The 14345-nt window shown below is 66.4% G+C and carries 13 protein-coding genes, 1 tRNA gene and 1 pseudogene; 7 read left to right on the top strand and 8 right to left on the bottom strand.

Annotation, left to right across the window (positions count from 1 at the left end; all coding sequences use genetic code 11):
• Positions 1 to 12: 12 nt before the first annotated feature.
• Positions 13 to 666 carry an oligoribonuclease gene (gene orn, locus A6M56_RS23545; protein WP_045786365.1) on the top strand — a complete coding sequence of 218 codons (654 nt, stop codon included), beginning with the start codon at positions 13 to 15 and terminating at the stop codon, positions 664 to 666.
• On the opposite strand, the gene mog is transcribed toward orn, so the two are convergent.
• On the bottom strand, positions 663 to 1301 hold the full coding sequence (mog, locus tag A6M56_RS23540) for a molybdopterin adenylyltransferase (protein ID WP_045786366.1): 639 nt from the start codon (positions 1299 to 1301) through the stop codon (positions 663 to 665). The genes orn and mog overlap by 4 nt on opposite strands.
• Positions 1298 to 1912, bottom strand: coding sequence for a ribosome biogenesis factor YjgA (gene yjgA / locus A6M56_RS23535; protein WP_286758470.1), 615 nt, complete (start codon positions 1910 to 1912; stop codon positions 1298 to 1300). The genes mog and yjgA overlap by 4 nt, the downstream gene beginning before the upstream one ends.
• A gap of 81 nt (positions 1913 to 1993) precedes the next feature.
• Between yjgA and pmbA the strand changes: the two genes are divergently transcribed.
• Positions 1994 to 3367 carry a metalloprotease PmbA gene (gene pmbA, locus A6M56_RS23530; RefSeq protein WP_045786368.1) on the top strand — a complete coding sequence of 458 codons (1374 nt, stop codon included), beginning with the start codon at positions 1994 to 1996 and terminating at the stop codon, positions 3365 to 3367.
• A gap of 68 nt (positions 3368 to 3435) precedes the next feature.
• Here pmbA and A6M56_RS23525 read toward each other — a convergent pair whose 3' ends face one another.
• Positions 3436 to 3939 (bottom strand): dihydrofolate reductase, encoded by a 504-nt coding sequence (locus A6M56_RS23525; protein ID WP_102079498.1) that lies wholly within the window; start codon positions 3937 to 3939, stop codon positions 3436 to 3438.
• 4 nt (positions 3940 to 3943) lie between these two features.
• Positions 3944 to 4738 (bottom strand): thymidylate synthase, encoded by a 795-nt coding sequence (locus tag A6M56_RS23520; protein WP_045786370.1) that lies wholly within the window; start codon positions 4736 to 4738, stop codon positions 3944 to 3946.
• A 203-nt stretch (positions 4739 to 4941) separates the two neighbouring features.
• Between A6M56_RS23520 and A6M56_RS23515 the strand changes: the two genes are divergently transcribed.
• Entirely contained in the window at positions 4942 to 5943 is a 1002-nt protein-coding gene (locus A6M56_RS23515; RefSeq protein WP_102080228.1) for a threonine dehydratase, read from the top strand.
• Here the strand turns inward: A6M56_RS23515 and A6M56_RS23510 are convergent.
• Positions 5940 to 6632 (bottom strand): TerC family protein, encoded by a 693-nt coding sequence (locus A6M56_RS23510; protein WP_102079499.1) that lies wholly within the window; start codon positions 6630 to 6632, stop codon positions 5940 to 5942. The two genes, A6M56_RS23515 and A6M56_RS23510, sit on opposite strands and share 4 nt — an antisense overlap.
• A gap of 501 nt (positions 6633 to 7133) precedes the next feature.
• Between A6M56_RS23510 and egtD the strand changes: the two genes are divergently transcribed.
• The gene (egtD, locus tag A6M56_RS23505) at positions 7134 to 8180 is read left to right on the top strand and encodes an L-histidine N(alpha)-methyltransferase (protein WP_045786372.1); all 1047 of its coding nucleotides are present in this window, start codon (positions 7134 to 7136) and stop codon (positions 8178 to 8180) included.
• Positions 8181 to 8243: 63 nt separating this feature from the next.
• Complete coding sequence (locus tag A6M56_RS23500; protein ID WP_045786373.1) at positions 8244 to 9542, top strand: ergothioneine biosynthesis protein EgtB; 1299 nt, start codon at positions 8244 to 8246, stop codon at positions 9540 to 9542.
• Positions 9543 to 9641: 99 nt separating this feature from the next.
• Here the strand turns inward: A6M56_RS23500 and A6M56_RS23495 are convergent, their stop codons facing one another.
• Entirely contained in the window at positions 9642 to 11456 is a 1815-nt protein-coding gene (locus A6M56_RS23495) for a DEAD/DEAH box helicase (protein ID WP_045786374.1), read from the bottom strand.
• Positions 11457 to 11938: 482 nt separating this feature from the next.
• On the opposite strand from A6M56_RS23495, the gene A6M56_RS23490 reads away from it, so the two are divergent.
• The gene (locus A6M56_RS23490; RefSeq protein ID WP_045786375.1) at positions 11939 to 12127 is read left to right on the top strand and encodes a hypothetical protein; all 189 of its coding nucleotides are present in this window, start codon (positions 11939 to 11941) and stop codon (positions 12125 to 12127) included.
• 115 nt (positions 12128 to 12242) lie between these two features.
• Here the strand turns inward: A6M56_RS23490 and A6M56_RS23485 are convergent.
• Both A6M56_RS23485 and A6M56_RS23480 read right to left on the bottom strand, forming a co-directional pair.
• A tRNA-Arg gene (locus A6M56_RS23485) sits at positions 12243 to 12317 on the bottom strand.
• A gap of 79 nt (positions 12318 to 12396) precedes the next feature.
• Positions 12397 to 13809 (bottom strand): annotated as a pseudogene (locus tag A6M56_RS23480) (chloride channel protein); the annotation flags it as partial.
• A gap of 223 nt (positions 13810 to 14032) precedes the next feature.
• Between A6M56_RS23480 and A6M56_RS23475 the strand changes: the two are divergent.
• On the top strand, positions 14033 to 14248 hold the full coding sequence (locus tag A6M56_RS23475; RefSeq protein WP_045786377.1) for a hypothetical protein: 216 nt from the start codon (positions 14033 to 14035) through the stop codon (positions 14246 to 14248).
• The last annotated feature ends 97 nt before the right edge of the window (positions 14249 to 14345 follow it).

Raw genomic sequence — 14345 nt, 5'->3', positions numbered from 1 at the left:
CAAGGCCTTCGCGTGAGTAACCCTGTTTCCCAGCCCGTTGCATCCTCCACCAGCGCCGCCCCCGCCAGGATTGCCGCCAAGAGCGACAACAACCTGGTCTGGGTCGACATGGAGATGACCGGCCTGAGCCCCGAGAACGACCGCATCATCGAAGTGGCCGTGGTGGTGACCGATTCGGAACTGAACGTGCTCGCGGAAGGTCCGGTGCTCGTGGTTCACCAGTCCGACGAGCTGCTCGACGGCATGGACGCATGGAACAAGGGCACGCACGGCCGCTCGGGCCTGATCGACAAGGTCAAGGCTTCGACCACGACGGAAGCCGAAGCCGAAGCCGAATTGCTCGAATTCCTCAAGAAGTGGGTGCCGAAAAGCAAATCGCCGATGTGCGGCAACTCCATCTGCCAGGACCGCCGGTTCATGGCGCGCTACATGCCCAAGCTGGAGGCGTACTTCCATTACCGCAATCTGGACGTCTCCACGCTCAAGGAGCTCTGCAAGCGCTGGCAGCCGGCCATTGCCAAGGGCTTCGTGAAACGTCAGCAGCACACGGCGTATGCGGACATCATCGAGTCGATCGAGGAGCTGCGCTACTACCGCGAGCACTTCATCCGCGATGAGCGCCAGACGCCGGAGGCCGAGGCGCTGGCCTCGTCGGTCGCGCCTTAAGCCTGCAGCGGCTTCGCGCGGACGGCATGCTTGGGTCGCCAGGCCTTGACCACGCTGTCGTACGTTTCAATGTACGGGCCGCCGATCAGGTCGATGCAGTACGGCACGGCGGCAAAGATGCCCGGCACCGTAGCGCGGCCCTCCACATCTTTCAGGCCTTCGAGCGTTTCCTTGATGGCGCGCGGCTGGCCAGGCAGGTTGATGATCAACGCTGCGCGGGTCGGCGTTTCGCGGATGACTGCCACCTGCCGCGACAGGATCGCCGTCGGTACGAACTGCAGGCTGATCTGGCGCATCTGCTCGCCGAAACCGGGCATCTCCTTCGTGGCGACAGCGAGCGTGGCCTCGGGCGTGACGTCGCGGCGCGTGGGGCCGGTGCCGCCAGTGGTGAGCACCAGGTCGCAGCCGGCGTGGTCGACGAGGTCGATCAGCGTTTCGGAGATCGTCGCCCGATCGTCCGGAATCAGTCGTTCCACCCCTTGCCATGGCGACGACAGCGCGGTGCCAAACCAGTCGCGCAGTGCCGGAATCCCTTCGTCCTGGTACGTGCCGGCTGAGGCGCGGTCCGAAATCGATACAAAACCGACGATCAGTTCGTCGGCGTGCCGGCGGGTGAGCGGGGCGGAGGCAGTCATGCGCGGTCGTCTTCGGCTTCGGGTTGGTCGGATTCGTCTTCGCGGTCATTGCCGGCCAGCGTCTGCTTGACCATCTGGAACAACTCGCGCGACGACCTGGGCGGCTTGGCCAGTTGCACTTCCTTACGCGCGTTGCGCACCAGTGTCCGCAGAGCCTGCACGTCGGTATCCGGATGCGCGGCGATGAACTCGGTGACAGCATCGTCGCCTGCGATCAGCCGGTCGCGCCAGCGCTCGATGGCGTGCAGGCGCGCGGTTTCCGCCTTGGAAGCACCCACGAACGTGGCCATCACGCGGCGGATGGCTTCGACGTCTTCGTCGGTGAGAGCGCGCATCAGCTTGCCGATGTACTGCATCTGGCGGCGCTTGCCCTCGTGACTCGTGATGCGCTTGGCCTCACGCAGGGCGTCGGCCAGCGTTTCGGGCAGCGGCACCTTGGCGAGTTTGTCCTTGGGCAGCGCTTCCAGTGCGCTGCCGAGGTCCTGGAGGGCGTTGACCTCGCGCTTGCGCTGCGATTTGCTCTTGGGCGTATCCGGGTCGTCCTCGTCACCGATGTCGGTGCGCACGACAGGTTGCAGATACGTGGGGTTGTGTCGGGATGCTCGGCTCATGGCGCGCATTGTATCTTGCTATGATGGGCGTTTCCGCCAAAAACGGCCCCGCACGGGCCCAAGTTTCTCTCCTCTTCGCCTATGTCTCAAACGCTCGATTCCACCACCGGTTCCGTTTTCGCGTATCGCCGCGAACAGCTCCAGGAGATGGCCACCGATGTGCTGCGCATTGCACGCGAGCTCGGCGCCACCGACGCCGCAACGGAAATCTCCGAAGGGCAGGGCCTGTCGGTCACGGTGCGCAAGGGCGAGATCGAGACCATCGAACAGAACCGCGACAAGGTCGTCGGCGTGACGGTCATGCTGGGCAAGAAGCGCGGCAACGCCAGCACGTCGGATTTCTCGCCGGCCGCACTGCGATCAACAGTGGAAGCGGCCTACAACATCGCTCGGTTTACGGCCGATGACGATGCCGCGGGCCTGGCAGAAGAGGAACTGCTGGAGAAGCACCCGCAAGACCTGCAGCTCTACCACCCGTGGACGATCGATGCCGAAGCCGCCGTCGAGATCGCCCGCGCCGCCGAGGCCGCCGCCTTTGCCGTGAGCCCGAAGATCCGCAACAGCGACGGCGCGAGCATTTCGGCGCAGCATTCGCACTTCGTGCTGGCCACTTCGCGTGGTTTCATGGGCGGCTATCCGTATTCGCGGCACTTCATTTCGGCCGCGCCGATTGCCGGCTCGGGCGCGCATATGCAGCGCGACGACTGGTATTCCTCCAAGCGATCGCCCAAGGATCTCGCTGCGCCCGAGGCCATCGGCAAGTACGCCGCGGAGCGTGCGCTGGCACGCCTGGGCGCGCGCCGGCTGACCACCCGCAAGTGCCCGGTGCTCTTCGAGGCACCGTTGGCGGCGGGCCTGCTGGGTGCGTTCGTGCAGGCGGTGTCGGGCGGCGCACTGTATCGCAAATCGACGTTCCTGCTCGATTCGCTGGGCAAGGAAGTCTTTGCGCCGCACGTGCAGATCAAGGAAGACCCGCACGTTCTGAACGGCATGGGCAGCGCGCCGTTCGATGAGGAAGGCGTGCGTACCCAGCGCCGCGATGTGGTCAGGAACGGCGTGGTGGAGGGCTACTTCCTGTCGACGTATTCCGCGCGCAAGCTCGGCATGCAGACGACGGGTAACGCGGGGGGCTCGCACAACCTGACGCTGTTCTCCGACAAGACCGGGCCTGAAGACGACTTTGCAGGCATGCTGCGCCGCATGGGCACGGGCCTGCTGGTGACTGAACTGATGGGTCAGGGCGTGAACTACGTGACGGGCGACTACTCGCGCGGTGCGTCGGGCTACTGGGTGGAGAACGGTGTGATCCAATACCCCGTGGAAGAGATCACCATCGCGGGCAACCTGCGTGACATGTTCCGCCAGATCGTCGCCATCGGCGCGGATGCACTGGTGCGCGGCACGAAGGAAACCGGCTCCATCCTGATCGAGCAGATGACGATTGCCGGCGAGTGAATTGCCGCAGCGAGGAACAAACAACGCGCTCGTAACTGAGCGCGTTTTTCTTTGTGGCCGCTACTGGCTTATTGCTCGTCCGAGGGAGGCCGTTCGTATGTCACGAAGGCGTAGTCGAAATCGTTGGGCGGTGTGGCGTGGTGCGTCTCGCGCGCGACTTCGCGCCACACCTTGGGATCGGGCGCCGGAAAGTACGCATCGCCTTCGAAGTCGGCGTCGATCTCGGTCACGATCAGGCGATCGGCGCTCGGCAGGGCATCCGCATACAGCTGCGCGCCGCCGATGAGGAAGATCTGCTCGGCGCCCACGCACAGGCGCTGCGCGTCTTCCATCGAATATGCGATCTCGCAGCCCGGCAACTCCAGCTTGGCATTGCGCGTGACGACGATGTTGCGGCGGCCCGGGAGCGGTCGGCCGATCGATTCGTACGTCTTGCGGCCCATCACGATGGGCGCGCCCATGGTGGTGCGTTTGAAATGCGCGAGGTCTTCGGGCAGGCGCCAGGGAAGGTCGTTGTCGCGGCCGATGACGCCATTGCGGGCGCGGGCGACGATGAGCGTGAGGATCGTCATGCCGTTACACCGCCACAGGCGCCTTGATGGCCGGATGGCTCTGGTAGCCGACGATCTCGAAGTCTTCGTACCGGTAATCGAAGATGCTCTCGGGCCTGCGTTTGATGTGCAGCTTGGGCAGCGGCAGCGGCTCGCGCGCGAGCTGCGTTTCGACCTGTTCGAAGTGGTTGTTGTAGAGGTGGCAGTCGCCGCCGGTCCAGACGAAGTCGCCTACGTCCAGGTCGGTCTGCTGCGCGATCATGTGCGTGAGCAGCGCATAGCTGGCGATATTGAACGGCACGCCGAGGAAGATGTCGGCGCTGCGCTGGTACAGCTGGCACGACAGCTTGCCGTCGGCCACGTAGAACTGGAAGAACGCATGGCAGGGCGGCAGCTTCATGCGCGGAATGTCGGCCACGTTCCAGGCCGAGACGATCAATCGGCGCGAATCCGGATTGCGCTTGATCTGCGCGATCAGCTCGGCGATCTGGTCGATGTGCTCGCCGGTGGGCGTCGGCCACGAGCGCCACTGATAGCCATAGATGGGGCCCAGCTCGCCGTCGGCATCGGCCCACTCGTCCCAGATCGTCACGCCGTTGTCCTGCAGCCAACGCACATTGGTCGCGCCCTGGAGGAACCATAGCAGTTCATAGACGATGGACTTGATGTGGACCTTCTTGGTGGTCACCAGCGGGAAGCCGTCCTGCAGGTTGAAGCGCATCTGGTAGCCGAACACGGAGCGCGTACCGGTGCCGGTGCGGTCGGCTTTGTCGGTGCCATGTTCGTAGACATGGCGCATCAGATCGAGATAGGGCTGCATTCGTGGAGCAGGGCGTCGGAAATCGGTTGAGCCGCATTGTAACGTGGGCGGCCACGGCCCGACTGTACTGGCGGTGTCCGCAAACTGGCCCGGCTGGCGGGGCGGAACAGTTGGACTGACAAACCGCGGAATTGTCGATGTTGCGGGGCAGAATCGCCTGGGAAGATGCGCTCATCGCTGCCAACTGTCTGCCGGAGATTGCCATGTCGCCCGTGAACCCCGCCCCCTCGCTCGACCGTGCCGCTGAACTGCGTCGCCTGCGCGCCGCCGCACGTGTCGTCCACGCGGTGATTCCGCCGACGCCCCAATATGGCTGGCCTCTGTTGTCGCAAGCCTTGGGAGCCGCCGTGTGGGTCAAGCACGAGAACCATACGGAGGTGGGTGCGTTCAAGGTGCGCGGCGGATTGACCTATCTGCACGCCTTGCGCAGCCGCGAGCCCAGGCTGCGCGGTGTGATTGCCGCAACGCGTGGCAATCACGGTCAGTCGATCGCCCTGGCCGCACGCCGAAGCGGCCTGGCCGCCACCATCGTCGTGCCGCATGGCAACAGCGTCGAGAAGAACGCCGCCATGCGCGGCCTGGGTGCCGAGCTGATCGAGGTGGGCGAGGACTTCCAGGCCAGCCGCGAGGTGGCTGCGCAACTCGCGGCCGAGCGAGGCTTGCACTACGTGCCTTCGTATCACGAAGACCTGGTCGTGGGTGTGGCGAGCTACTGGCTGGAGTTCTTCGAGGCCGTGCCGCTGGACGTCGTCTACGTGCCGATCGGCATGGGCTCGGGTATTTGCGCGGCGGTGCGGGCGCGCGATGCGCTGGGGTTGTCGACCCGCATCGTGGGCGTGGTGTCTGCGCACGCACAGTGCTATGCGCATTCGTTCGCGAGTGGCGCCCCGGTCTCGGCGCCAGTGTCGACGGTGCTCGCAGATGGGCTGGCCGTCCGCACGCCGGACGCCCAGGCGCTGGAGGTGATGTGGGCCGGCGTCGACGCGGTCGTTTCCGTGACGGACGATGCAGTGGCCGAGGCCATCCGCCTGTACTTCTCCACCACGCACAATGTGGCCGAGGGCGCTGCCGCCGCGGCCCTGGCGGGCGCATGGCAGCAGCGGGACCAGTTGGCCGGGTTGCGCATCGGCCTGCCGCTGACCGGCGGCAACATCGACCGCGCCATGCTGGCGCGAGTCCTCGCCGGCCAGCCGATCCAGGCTTAGGCGGCCTGCTGGCGGCGGCGCTGGACGAGCCAGCCGCCGCCCAGCACGATCGCGAACACCAGCGCGTACACGGCCCACATCAGCGGCCGCCGTTCCGCAAAGAACGGCTTGAGAACGGGCTCCGCCACGATCATGTGCGCGGCGGTATAGGCCAGCACCGCCGCACCACCGTAGACAATGATCGGGAAGCGCTCGATCAGGCGCAGTACCACGCCGCTGCCCCACACGACCACGGGCACGCTGATCAGGAGGCCGAGCACCACCAGCAGGAAGCTGCCGTGCGATGCGCCCGCAATGGCGAGCACGTTGTCGATGCCCATCACGGCGTCGGCGATGATGATGGTCTTCATGGCACCCATCAGCGTGGTGCTGCCGGGGCCGTGTTCGTCATCGCCCTGACCTTCGTCAGCGAGCAGCTTCCACGCAATCCATACCAGCGCGAGGCCGCCCACCAGCATCAGGCCTGGGATCTTCAGCAGCCACACCACCGCCAGCGTCATCAGCGCCCGCACGATGATGGCACCGGCGGCGCCCCAGAGGATGGCCTTCTTCTGCAGCTCGGGCGGCAGGTTGCGCGCGGCCAGCGCGATGAGGATGGCGTTATCGCCTGCAAGCACGAGGTCGATCACGATGATCGATGCCAGCGCCGCTGCAAACTGCATGGTGAAGATGTCAGACAACCATTCCATGGTGGCTCCAGGTCAAACAACAGTGAAAAACCGGTGGACCGAACCGCATGGAATGCTGGGGCGAGACGCTTTGCAGACCATGAATCCGGTTGCAAAGGTCTTGCTCGACACGGGCAGGCTGGCAACCTGCCGATGCCGGCACGACCGGAAGCGCATGCTTCGTCATGACGATCGTGCCTGGGGCTGAAGAACCCCCGAGCTACTCCCCTTTGAGGAAGCCCGCATTGTAGCGCACTCCTGCCATGTTGCGGTGCGCAAGCGTAGCCATGGCGTCGCATCGCCACATGCGCGGTTTTTTCAGCGAGGCAGGTGATTTTTACGTTCGGCGGGATGCGGCATTGCCAGGGGCTCGGGTGAAAGAACGGTGGCGCTGTCACAAAGCGGCGTCTACGCTGCAAACTCGTCGATGCGTCACCAGTGCGGAGCCCATGGCACATTTCTCGCTGCCTACGGCTTTCAGACCATGCAGCACCGTGCCGTTCCACTCCAACGGGAGACACCATGCAGGCCACCAAGCCGTCCGCCGATGCCTATGCCCGCCGCGCGCTGGCCCGACTGATCCAGCCGCCGGCCACCGTCGACGCCGTCGGCGCAGGCCTGACGTTCTACCAACTCTTTACCGAAGACGATGCTGCGCTGCGTGCCGAGGCCGAAGCCGGCCTGCTCGCGCCCACGGCCAGCGTGAGCCCGAAGTTCTTCTACGACGCGCTCGGTTCGCGCCTGTTCGAGGCGATCACCGATCTGCCGGAGTACTACCCGACCCGCACCGAAGCCGCGATCTTCAGCCTGCATGCCGCCGAGATCGCCTTGCGCGTGGGGCGCGGCGCAACGCTCGTCGACCTGGGCGCCGGCAATTGCGAGAAGGCCGCGCGCCTGTTCCGCACGCTGGCGCCCTCGCGCTATGTGGCGATCGACATCTCGGCGGATTTTCTGCGCGACACGCTGCGCGCGCTGGCGCGTCAGCATCCGCATCTGCCGATGGTGGGTATCGGCGCAGACCTGTGCGCGCCGCTGGCCCTGCCCGACGCCGTGGGTTCGGGCCGGCGCGTGTGGTTCTATCCGGGATCGAGCCTGGGCAACTTCACGCCTGACGAAGCCTGCGCCTTCCTCGGTCGCCTGCGCGAGGCTTCATCGCCGGGGGACAGCATGTTGATCGGGATCGACCTGATCAAGGATCCACGCCGGCTGGAAGCCGCGTACGACGACCCGCTGGGCGTGACGGCCGCGTTCAACCTCAACATCCTGCGCAACCTGAACCGGCTGCTCGGTGCCGACTTTGATGTGCGGGATTGGCGCCATCTCGCGCTGTACCGCAACGACGTGCACCGGATCGAGATGCACCTCGAAGCCCGTCGCGATGTGACGGTGCGGTGGGGCAAGCACACGCGCGCCTTTGCCGCCGGCGAGCGCATCCATACCGAGAATTCGGTCAAATACGATCTGCCCCGCCTGCGCAAGCTGTTTGCGGATGCCGGCTTCGACGACCTGCACGCATGGACCGATGCCGCCAGCGACTTTGCCGTGTGCCATGCGAGCATCAGCCGCTAGCGCGGCTCGCGAGCCCGGAGGGCGGTGCGATAATGGATCGATTCCCGCCCGAGGTGTGCCGCGATGGCTGAATTCTTCATGCTTCCCGATCCGACCTTCATTGGATCGCTTCCCGACTGGACCGACGGCCGCCGCCTGCCACGCCAGGGCATCGCGCACAGCCTGGTCGATGCACGCAATCGCACGCTTGCGCTGCTGTCGGCCTTCGGCGATACGCAGCGCGGCTGGCAGATCGAGCGCGTGCCGCACCACGCGCCGCCGCTCTGGACACTGGGCCAACTGGCCTGGTTTGCCGAATTCTGGTGCCTGCGCGAGCCGCGCCGCAGCGGCAGCGACACCATCGAAGACGGTGCCGGTACGGAGTGGGATCTCGCGCGCTGGCAGGCCACGCTGCCCGCCGCACTGGACGGCGCCGATACCTTCTTCGACATGGACCGCATGCCGCCCGACGCCTGCTGGGAACTCACGCTGCCCGGCATCGCCGCGGTCAAGCAATACGCACATGACGTGCTCGACCGCGTGCTGCGCAAGCTCGCGACGCTCGGCACCGACGATGATGCGGCGCTGGAGCCGTTCCGGTGGGCGGTCTTCCATGAAGACCTGCGCGCCGAGCACCTGCACGGCCTGCTGCAGATACTTGGCCTGCAACCGGCGGGGCAGCCGCCGCTGGCTGCCGTTCCCGTGCCGGCCGCGCAGATGCTGTCGCTGCCCGGCGGTCGATTCCAGATGGGCTGGCCGGATGCCGACGGCTTCTTCTTCGACAACGAGTGCCCGCCCTATCGGACGTATGTGCCCGCGTTCGAGATCGACGCGCAGCCGGTCACCAACGGCCAGTATCTGGAGTTCATCGAGGATGGCGGGTATGACCATCCGCAATGGTGGTCGCCAGCCGGCATGGAGTGGCTGATGATGCAGGAGCGCTCCGCGCCTCTCGGCTGGCAGCGGGAACCGGCCACGCGTGCGTGGCAGGTACAGCGCTACGGCCAGGCGCGCACGCTCAACCGCGACGAACCCGTGCGCCACGTGAGCCTGTACGAAGCGCAGGCGTGGTGCCGCTGGGCCGGACGCCGCCTGCCGACCGAAGACGAATGGGAGATGGCCGCGGTGCAGGGCCGGGCCGGCTTCCATTGGGGCCAGGTGTGGGAATGGACGTCATCGCCATTCGAGCCGTATCCGGACTTCGTGCCCGGCGTGCCGCGCGGCCGCGTGGCGAGCCTGTCGGCGCCGCATTTCATGACGATGCAGACCGTGCGCGGGGCCGCCGCGCATACGCCGCAGCGTGCACGCCATCCGCGCTTCCGCGGCTTCCTGCTGCCCGAGCGTGACGACATCTTTGTCGGCTTCCGAACCTGTGCGCTCTGAGCGCGGTCGCGCGGCAGGGAGATCGGTCTCGTCCCAGAAAGCAAAAACCCCACGTTCTTGAACGTGGGGTTTTTTCATGGCGGCGGTGTGTTCAGCCGATCAACGGTCGAAGTCGCGCGAGCGGCCCTTACTGCCGTAGCTGTCACGGTTGCCATCGCGATTGCCGTAGCCGCGACGCGGGGCGCCGCTGCCGTTGTCGTTGCCGAAGCGGTTGCCGTTGCTGTCGCCGAAGCGACGCGGTGCGCCGTCACGGTTGCCGTCGCGGCTGCCATAACCGCCACCGTTGCCGTAGCCGCGGTTGCCGTCTTGCGTGCGGGCCGGGCGCTGTTGCCAGTCGCCGCGGTTTTGCTGGCCGTACGCCTGGCGCGGGGCGCGGTCGTCGCGGTTCCATTCACGCTGGCCGCCTTGGTAGCCGCCGTTGCGGTCGCCGCGATCGTCGCGACGCGGTGCGAAACCATCGCGGTCGCCACCGAAGCTGCGCTGGAAGCGGCCTTCGTTGCTGCCGCCGCTGCCTTGGCGCGCGGCATGGCCGTCGCGCTGGCCGCGCCAGTTGCCGCCGCCGTTGCCACCGCGATAGCCGCCACGGTCGCCGCCGGCACGCGGGCCGCCGGTGCGCGGCTTGGGCGTGCGCTTCGGCTCGAGGCCTTCGATGACGCTGGCGTCGATGCGGCGGTCCACGAAGCGCTCGATGCGGCGCCATTGGAACGTGTCGTTGTGGTTCACCAGGTTGATGGCGATGCCGCTGCGGCCGGCGCGGCCCGTACGGCCGATGCGGTGCACGTAGTCTTCCGCCTGCTTGGGCAGGTCGAAGTTCACCACGTGCGTGATGTCGGGCACGTCGATGCCGCGTGCTGCCACGTCGGTGGCTACCAGCACGCGCAGCTGGCCGCGGCGCAGCGCCGTCAGCGTGCGGTTGCGGGCGCCCTGGTGCATGTCGCCATGCAGCGCGCCGGCGGAGAAGCCCGTCTCGGTCAGGCGTTCGGCCAGCGAGTCGGCATCGCGCTTGGTGGCCGTGAACACGATCGCCTGCTTGAGCGTGGCATCGCGCAGCAGGTGGTCGAGCAGGCGCTCCTTGTGCGAGACGTCGTCGGTAAAGTGCAGACGCTCTTCGATGTGGCTCTGGTCGACCTTGGCGGCGGCGATCTCGATGCGCTGCGGGTCGCGCATCATGCGTTCGGCGAGCTGCTCGATGCGGCGGTCCATGGTGGCCGAGAACATCAGCATCTGGCGCGACTGCGGCGTGGCGCCGACGATGGCTTCGATGTCGTCGGCGAAGCCCATGTCCAGCATGCGGTCGGCTTCATCGAACACCAGCATGTTCAGCGCCGACAGGTCGATGCGGCCCGAGTCGATGTGGTCGAGCAGGCGGCCCGGCGTGGCGATGATGATGTCCGGCATGCGTGCCAGCATGTCGAGCTGCTTCGGATAGGGCATGCCGCCCAGGATGCTCGCACAGACGATCCGACGCATGTGGCGGCCGTATTGCGACGCGGCGGTCGTCACCTGCAGGGCCAGTTCACGCGTGGGCGTGAGCACCAGCAGCGACGGCTTGGCTGGGGCCGGGCGGGGGCGACGGCCCTTCATGCGCTGCGGCGGGCCGTCCATGCGCGGACGGTGCGGCTCGGGCTGCTCGCTGATGCGCTGGATGGCCGGCAGCATGAAGGCTGCGGTCTTGCCCGAACCGGTCTGGCTCGTGACCAGCAGGTCGCGGCCCAGCAGGCAGGCCGGAATGGCTTGCGCCTGCACCGGCGTCGGCGTGGTGTAGTTCACTTCGCCCAGCGCGCGGACGATGCGTTCGTCCAGGCCCAGCTGTGCAAAAGCGCTGGCACGGGTGGCGGCGTTGGCGATGAGATCGGTGGTGGTGGCGGTTTCAGCGTGCGCAATGGCGCCGCTGCCGTCTTGAGGCTGCGTCATGTCGAATAGCTTTTAAGTAAGGCTGCCGCGCCGGCCGCATCAACTGACGCGAACGACGGAAAGGGGATACGGCGACCGGTTAATCACGGGCGTCGGCGCCAATCGAATAAGGCCGGTTCGACAGACGGGCTGCAGAACGGACAAGGCGGGGGAGTGGGCCGGCCTCAAGCTGAATGTGGATCACATGGATCAGCGAGGTGGGGCGGCGGTCCCTTCGGCGTGATGTAAATCCACGCGGGAGATCGGAGACGATGCCAAGCACAATGGCAATCGGCTGCGCATGCTTTTGGGGCGGAGTCATGGGCGATGGACGCAGGCCTGAGCCAGCACATCGGCCAACCGCAATGGGCAGTAAGCAGCCAAGTCACGGACTATAGCACGATTTTTTGCAGTGCGTCAAACCGCCGTGACACCGCTTGCCGGATGGGGGTCGCGTCCTATACTCGAAACACCGGCCACGCTGACGGCCGGGAAAGGGGCGGATGATGGAATTCCCGATGGCCTTCTCCAACCTTTATCTGTTGCTCGCCGTGTGCGTTGCGGGCGTGATCGGACTGGCGTCTGCGCCACTGGTGATCCGAGGCGCGCGGGTAGGGATCCGCGTGCTGCTGACGGTCATCGGGGTGCTGATCGGGCTGCTCGTGCTCGAAGCTCTGCCGGTGCTGACCTAGACGGCCCGGGGCCATCCGCAGCCATAGGCCCGCCCGCTGGTGGCGGGCCTCGTCGTTCGTTGTGCACCCAGCAAGCAAAAAAGCCAGGCACGCTGCCTGGCTTTGCCGCATCCGGTGGTCCCGCCGACAGGAATCGAACCTGTATCTCACGCTTAGGAGGCGCGTGCACTATCCATTGTGCTACGGCGAGTGACCTGTGCCGGGTGACGCCAACGGCCGCCCGAGCGAGCGGCGATTCTACGCAATTTGGGCCGCCAAGGCCAGCCGGGCTAGGCCTTGGCGGCCTTTTCGGAGGCGGCTTCGACGGCCAGCGCTTCCCGCCGGAAACCGCGCGACGCCGCGTGATAGAACGGTCGCGGACAGAACTGGCGGCCCACGAACGAAGCGAGCAGGGTGGCGGCGAGCAAATGGAACATCATGTTCTGGCTGCGCGTCATTTCCATGACGATCACGCTGGCGGTGATGGGGGCCTGCGTGGCGGCGGCCAGGAAGGCTGCCATCGACACCAGCGCGAGCACCCGTTCATCGGCCAGGCCGCCCGTGAGCAGCCACAGATGCTGGCCGAGGCCCGCACCAATCGCCAGCGACGGCGTGAAGATGCCGCCTGGAATGCCCGCAAAGTACGACACGACCGCCGCCGCGAGCTTGGCCACGCCAAACCAGTGGGTCTCGATCGGCTGTCCGTTGAGCAGCGCGGCCGCCTGCTCGTAGCCGGTGCCGTAGGTGTCGCCGTGGGTGGCGGCGCCGATGCAGGCGATCAGCACACCGCATCCGAACGCCGTCCAGACCGGATGACGCTGCGCGCGCTGGCCGATGGCCACAGGGAGCACACCCGCCACGCCGCTCAGCAAGAGCTTGGCGAACAGCCCGCCGAACACGCCGCAGACGAGCGCCGCCATGACGATCCACGGCCACGCCTCGCGCAGAAAAAGAATCGGTTCGTGCACGCGGAAGTACGGGTTGTTGCCCACCACCGCCAGCGACAGGAAGCCCGAGGCCAGCACGCCGGCCAGCACCAGCCGGTCCCACCGCAGCGCAGCGCCCTTGCCCAGCTCCTCGATGGCAAAGACCACCCCGGCCAGCGGTGTATTGAACGCCGCCGCCAGGCCGCCGGCCGCACCGGCCGTCAGGAGCGCCTGGGCATGGAAGCCGACACGCACGCCGGCGCGGTGCTGCCACCAATGGCCCCACGCCAGCATGGCCGCCGCTCCGACCTGCACCGACGGCCCCTCGCGTCCCACCGAGGCCCCGAGGAACAGCGCCACGGCTGTCAGCGCGATCTTCCAGAGCGCCTGCGGAAAGGACGCCAGCGTGGTCTGCGCCAGGCCAAACGGCGGCAGGTGCTGGGTGGCGATGACCTGCGGAATGCCGCTGCCGCGCGCCTGCGGCGCCACCCGGAGCGTCAGCCAACGCACCGCGGCCAGGCCCGGCGGCAGCAAGGCCCACGCGACCCACGCTGTGTGCGTGTGCAACGCGCGTTGCCACGCCAGCGCAGTGTCTGCCAGCCATGAAAACACGAGCGAAAACACCGCGACGGCCATCGCGCCGGCCAGGAAGATCGTGAACCGCAGTCCATTGCGCGACATGCGCGACGCTTGCCGGAGCTTGCGCTCGAACGCGCGCAACATGCGAACACGCACGGCGGAAAACCAGGAGCGGGAGGCGTCACGCATCGAGGGCGGCAAGCCCGCCGGCGCGGGCTGCGATCAGAACACTGTGAAACATTGATGATGGCATGGGTTTTGTCGGGCGCGCCCCACAATGTGCGCGGGCGCGCCCCGCCGCAAACGGTAAATCGAACGAACGATCGGTCGAAGAAGCCAGATTTAAGTATTACGAACTTTGCACGATTGTGGCCGAACGTTATGCTTCCTTTCCCAAGCAAGAAACCTCCAGGCGACCAACATGCTGATTTCCGAAGAACGGGACGATCCGTGGACGGTGGAATCATCGCTGCAAGGCTTCCTGCCGGCCCATCGCGCAGCGACGGTCGATCGCCCCATCTACTTCCGCCACACCGACACGCCGGACGGCCACGTCATCAAGCAGTTTCCCGACGGCTCGCGCCAGCTCGTGCGGTTTGTCGGGCTGGAAGAACAGGTCGTCAAGCACTTCCTGTAACGGCTCCGGCTTTACTGTTGACCTAAACCCCGGCCGCCCAATACGGCCGTATGACATACGACGTTGCATTCGCTGACGATGCGCTGAGCAGGCCGCC

This window comes from Ralstonia sp. RL (assembly GCF_001683835.1).
Taxonomy (GTDB): Bacteria; Pseudomonadota; Gammaproteobacteria; order Burkholderiales; family Burkholderiaceae; genus Ralstonia; species Ralstonia mannitolilytica.
Note: the sequence above shows the minus strand (reverse complement) of the source record. Positions and strands in the feature narration are given on the sequence as shown.

Excerpts from the sequence above, each read along its gene's own strand:
- mog (WP_045786366.1), bottom strand. The coding sequence starts at position 1,301 with ATGACTGCCTCCGCCCCGCTCACCCGCCGGCACGCCGACGAACTGATC.
- A6M56_RS23500 (WP_045786373.1), top strand. The coding sequence starts at position 8,244 with ATGGCTGAATTCTTCATGCTTCCCGATCCGACCTTCATTGGATCGCTT.
- A6M56_RS23520 (WP_045786370.1), bottom strand. The coding sequence starts at position 4,738 with ATGCAGCCCTATCTCGATCTGATGCGCCATGTCTACGAACATGGCACC.
- yjgA (WP_286758470.1), bottom strand. The coding sequence starts at position 1,912 with ATGAGCCGAGCATCCCGACACAACCCCACGTATCTGCAACCTGTCGTG.
- egtD (WP_045786372.1), top strand. The coding sequence starts at position 7,134 with ATGCAGGCCACCAAGCCGTCCGCCGATGCCTATGCCCGCCGCGCGCTG.
- A6M56_RS23475 (WP_045786377.1), top strand. The coding sequence starts at position 14,033 with ATGCTGATTTCCGAAGAACGGGACGATCCGTGGACGGTGGAATCATCG.
- A6M56_RS23525 (WP_102079498.1), bottom strand. The coding sequence starts at position 3,939 with ATGACGATCCTCACGCTCATCGTCGCCCGCGCCCGCAATGGCGTCATC.
- A6M56_RS23495 (WP_045786374.1), bottom strand. The coding sequence starts at position 11,456 with ATGACGCAGCCTCAAGACGGCAGCGGCGCCATTGCGCACGCTGAAACC.
- A6M56_RS23515 (WP_102080228.1), top strand. The coding sequence starts at position 4,942 with ATGTCGCCCGTGAACCCCGCCCCCTCGCTCGACCGTGCCGCTGAACTG.
- A6M56_RS23510 (WP_102079499.1), bottom strand. The coding sequence starts at position 6,632 with ATGGAATGGTTGTCTGACATCTTCACCATGCAGTTTGCAGCGGCGCTG.
- A6M56_RS23490 (WP_045786375.1), top strand. The coding sequence starts at position 11,939 with ATGATGGAATTCCCGATGGCCTTCTCCAACCTTTATCTGTTGCTCGCC.
- pmbA (WP_045786368.1), top strand. The coding sequence starts at position 1,994 with ATGTCTCAAACGCTCGATTCCACCACCGGTTCCGTTTTCGCGTATCGC.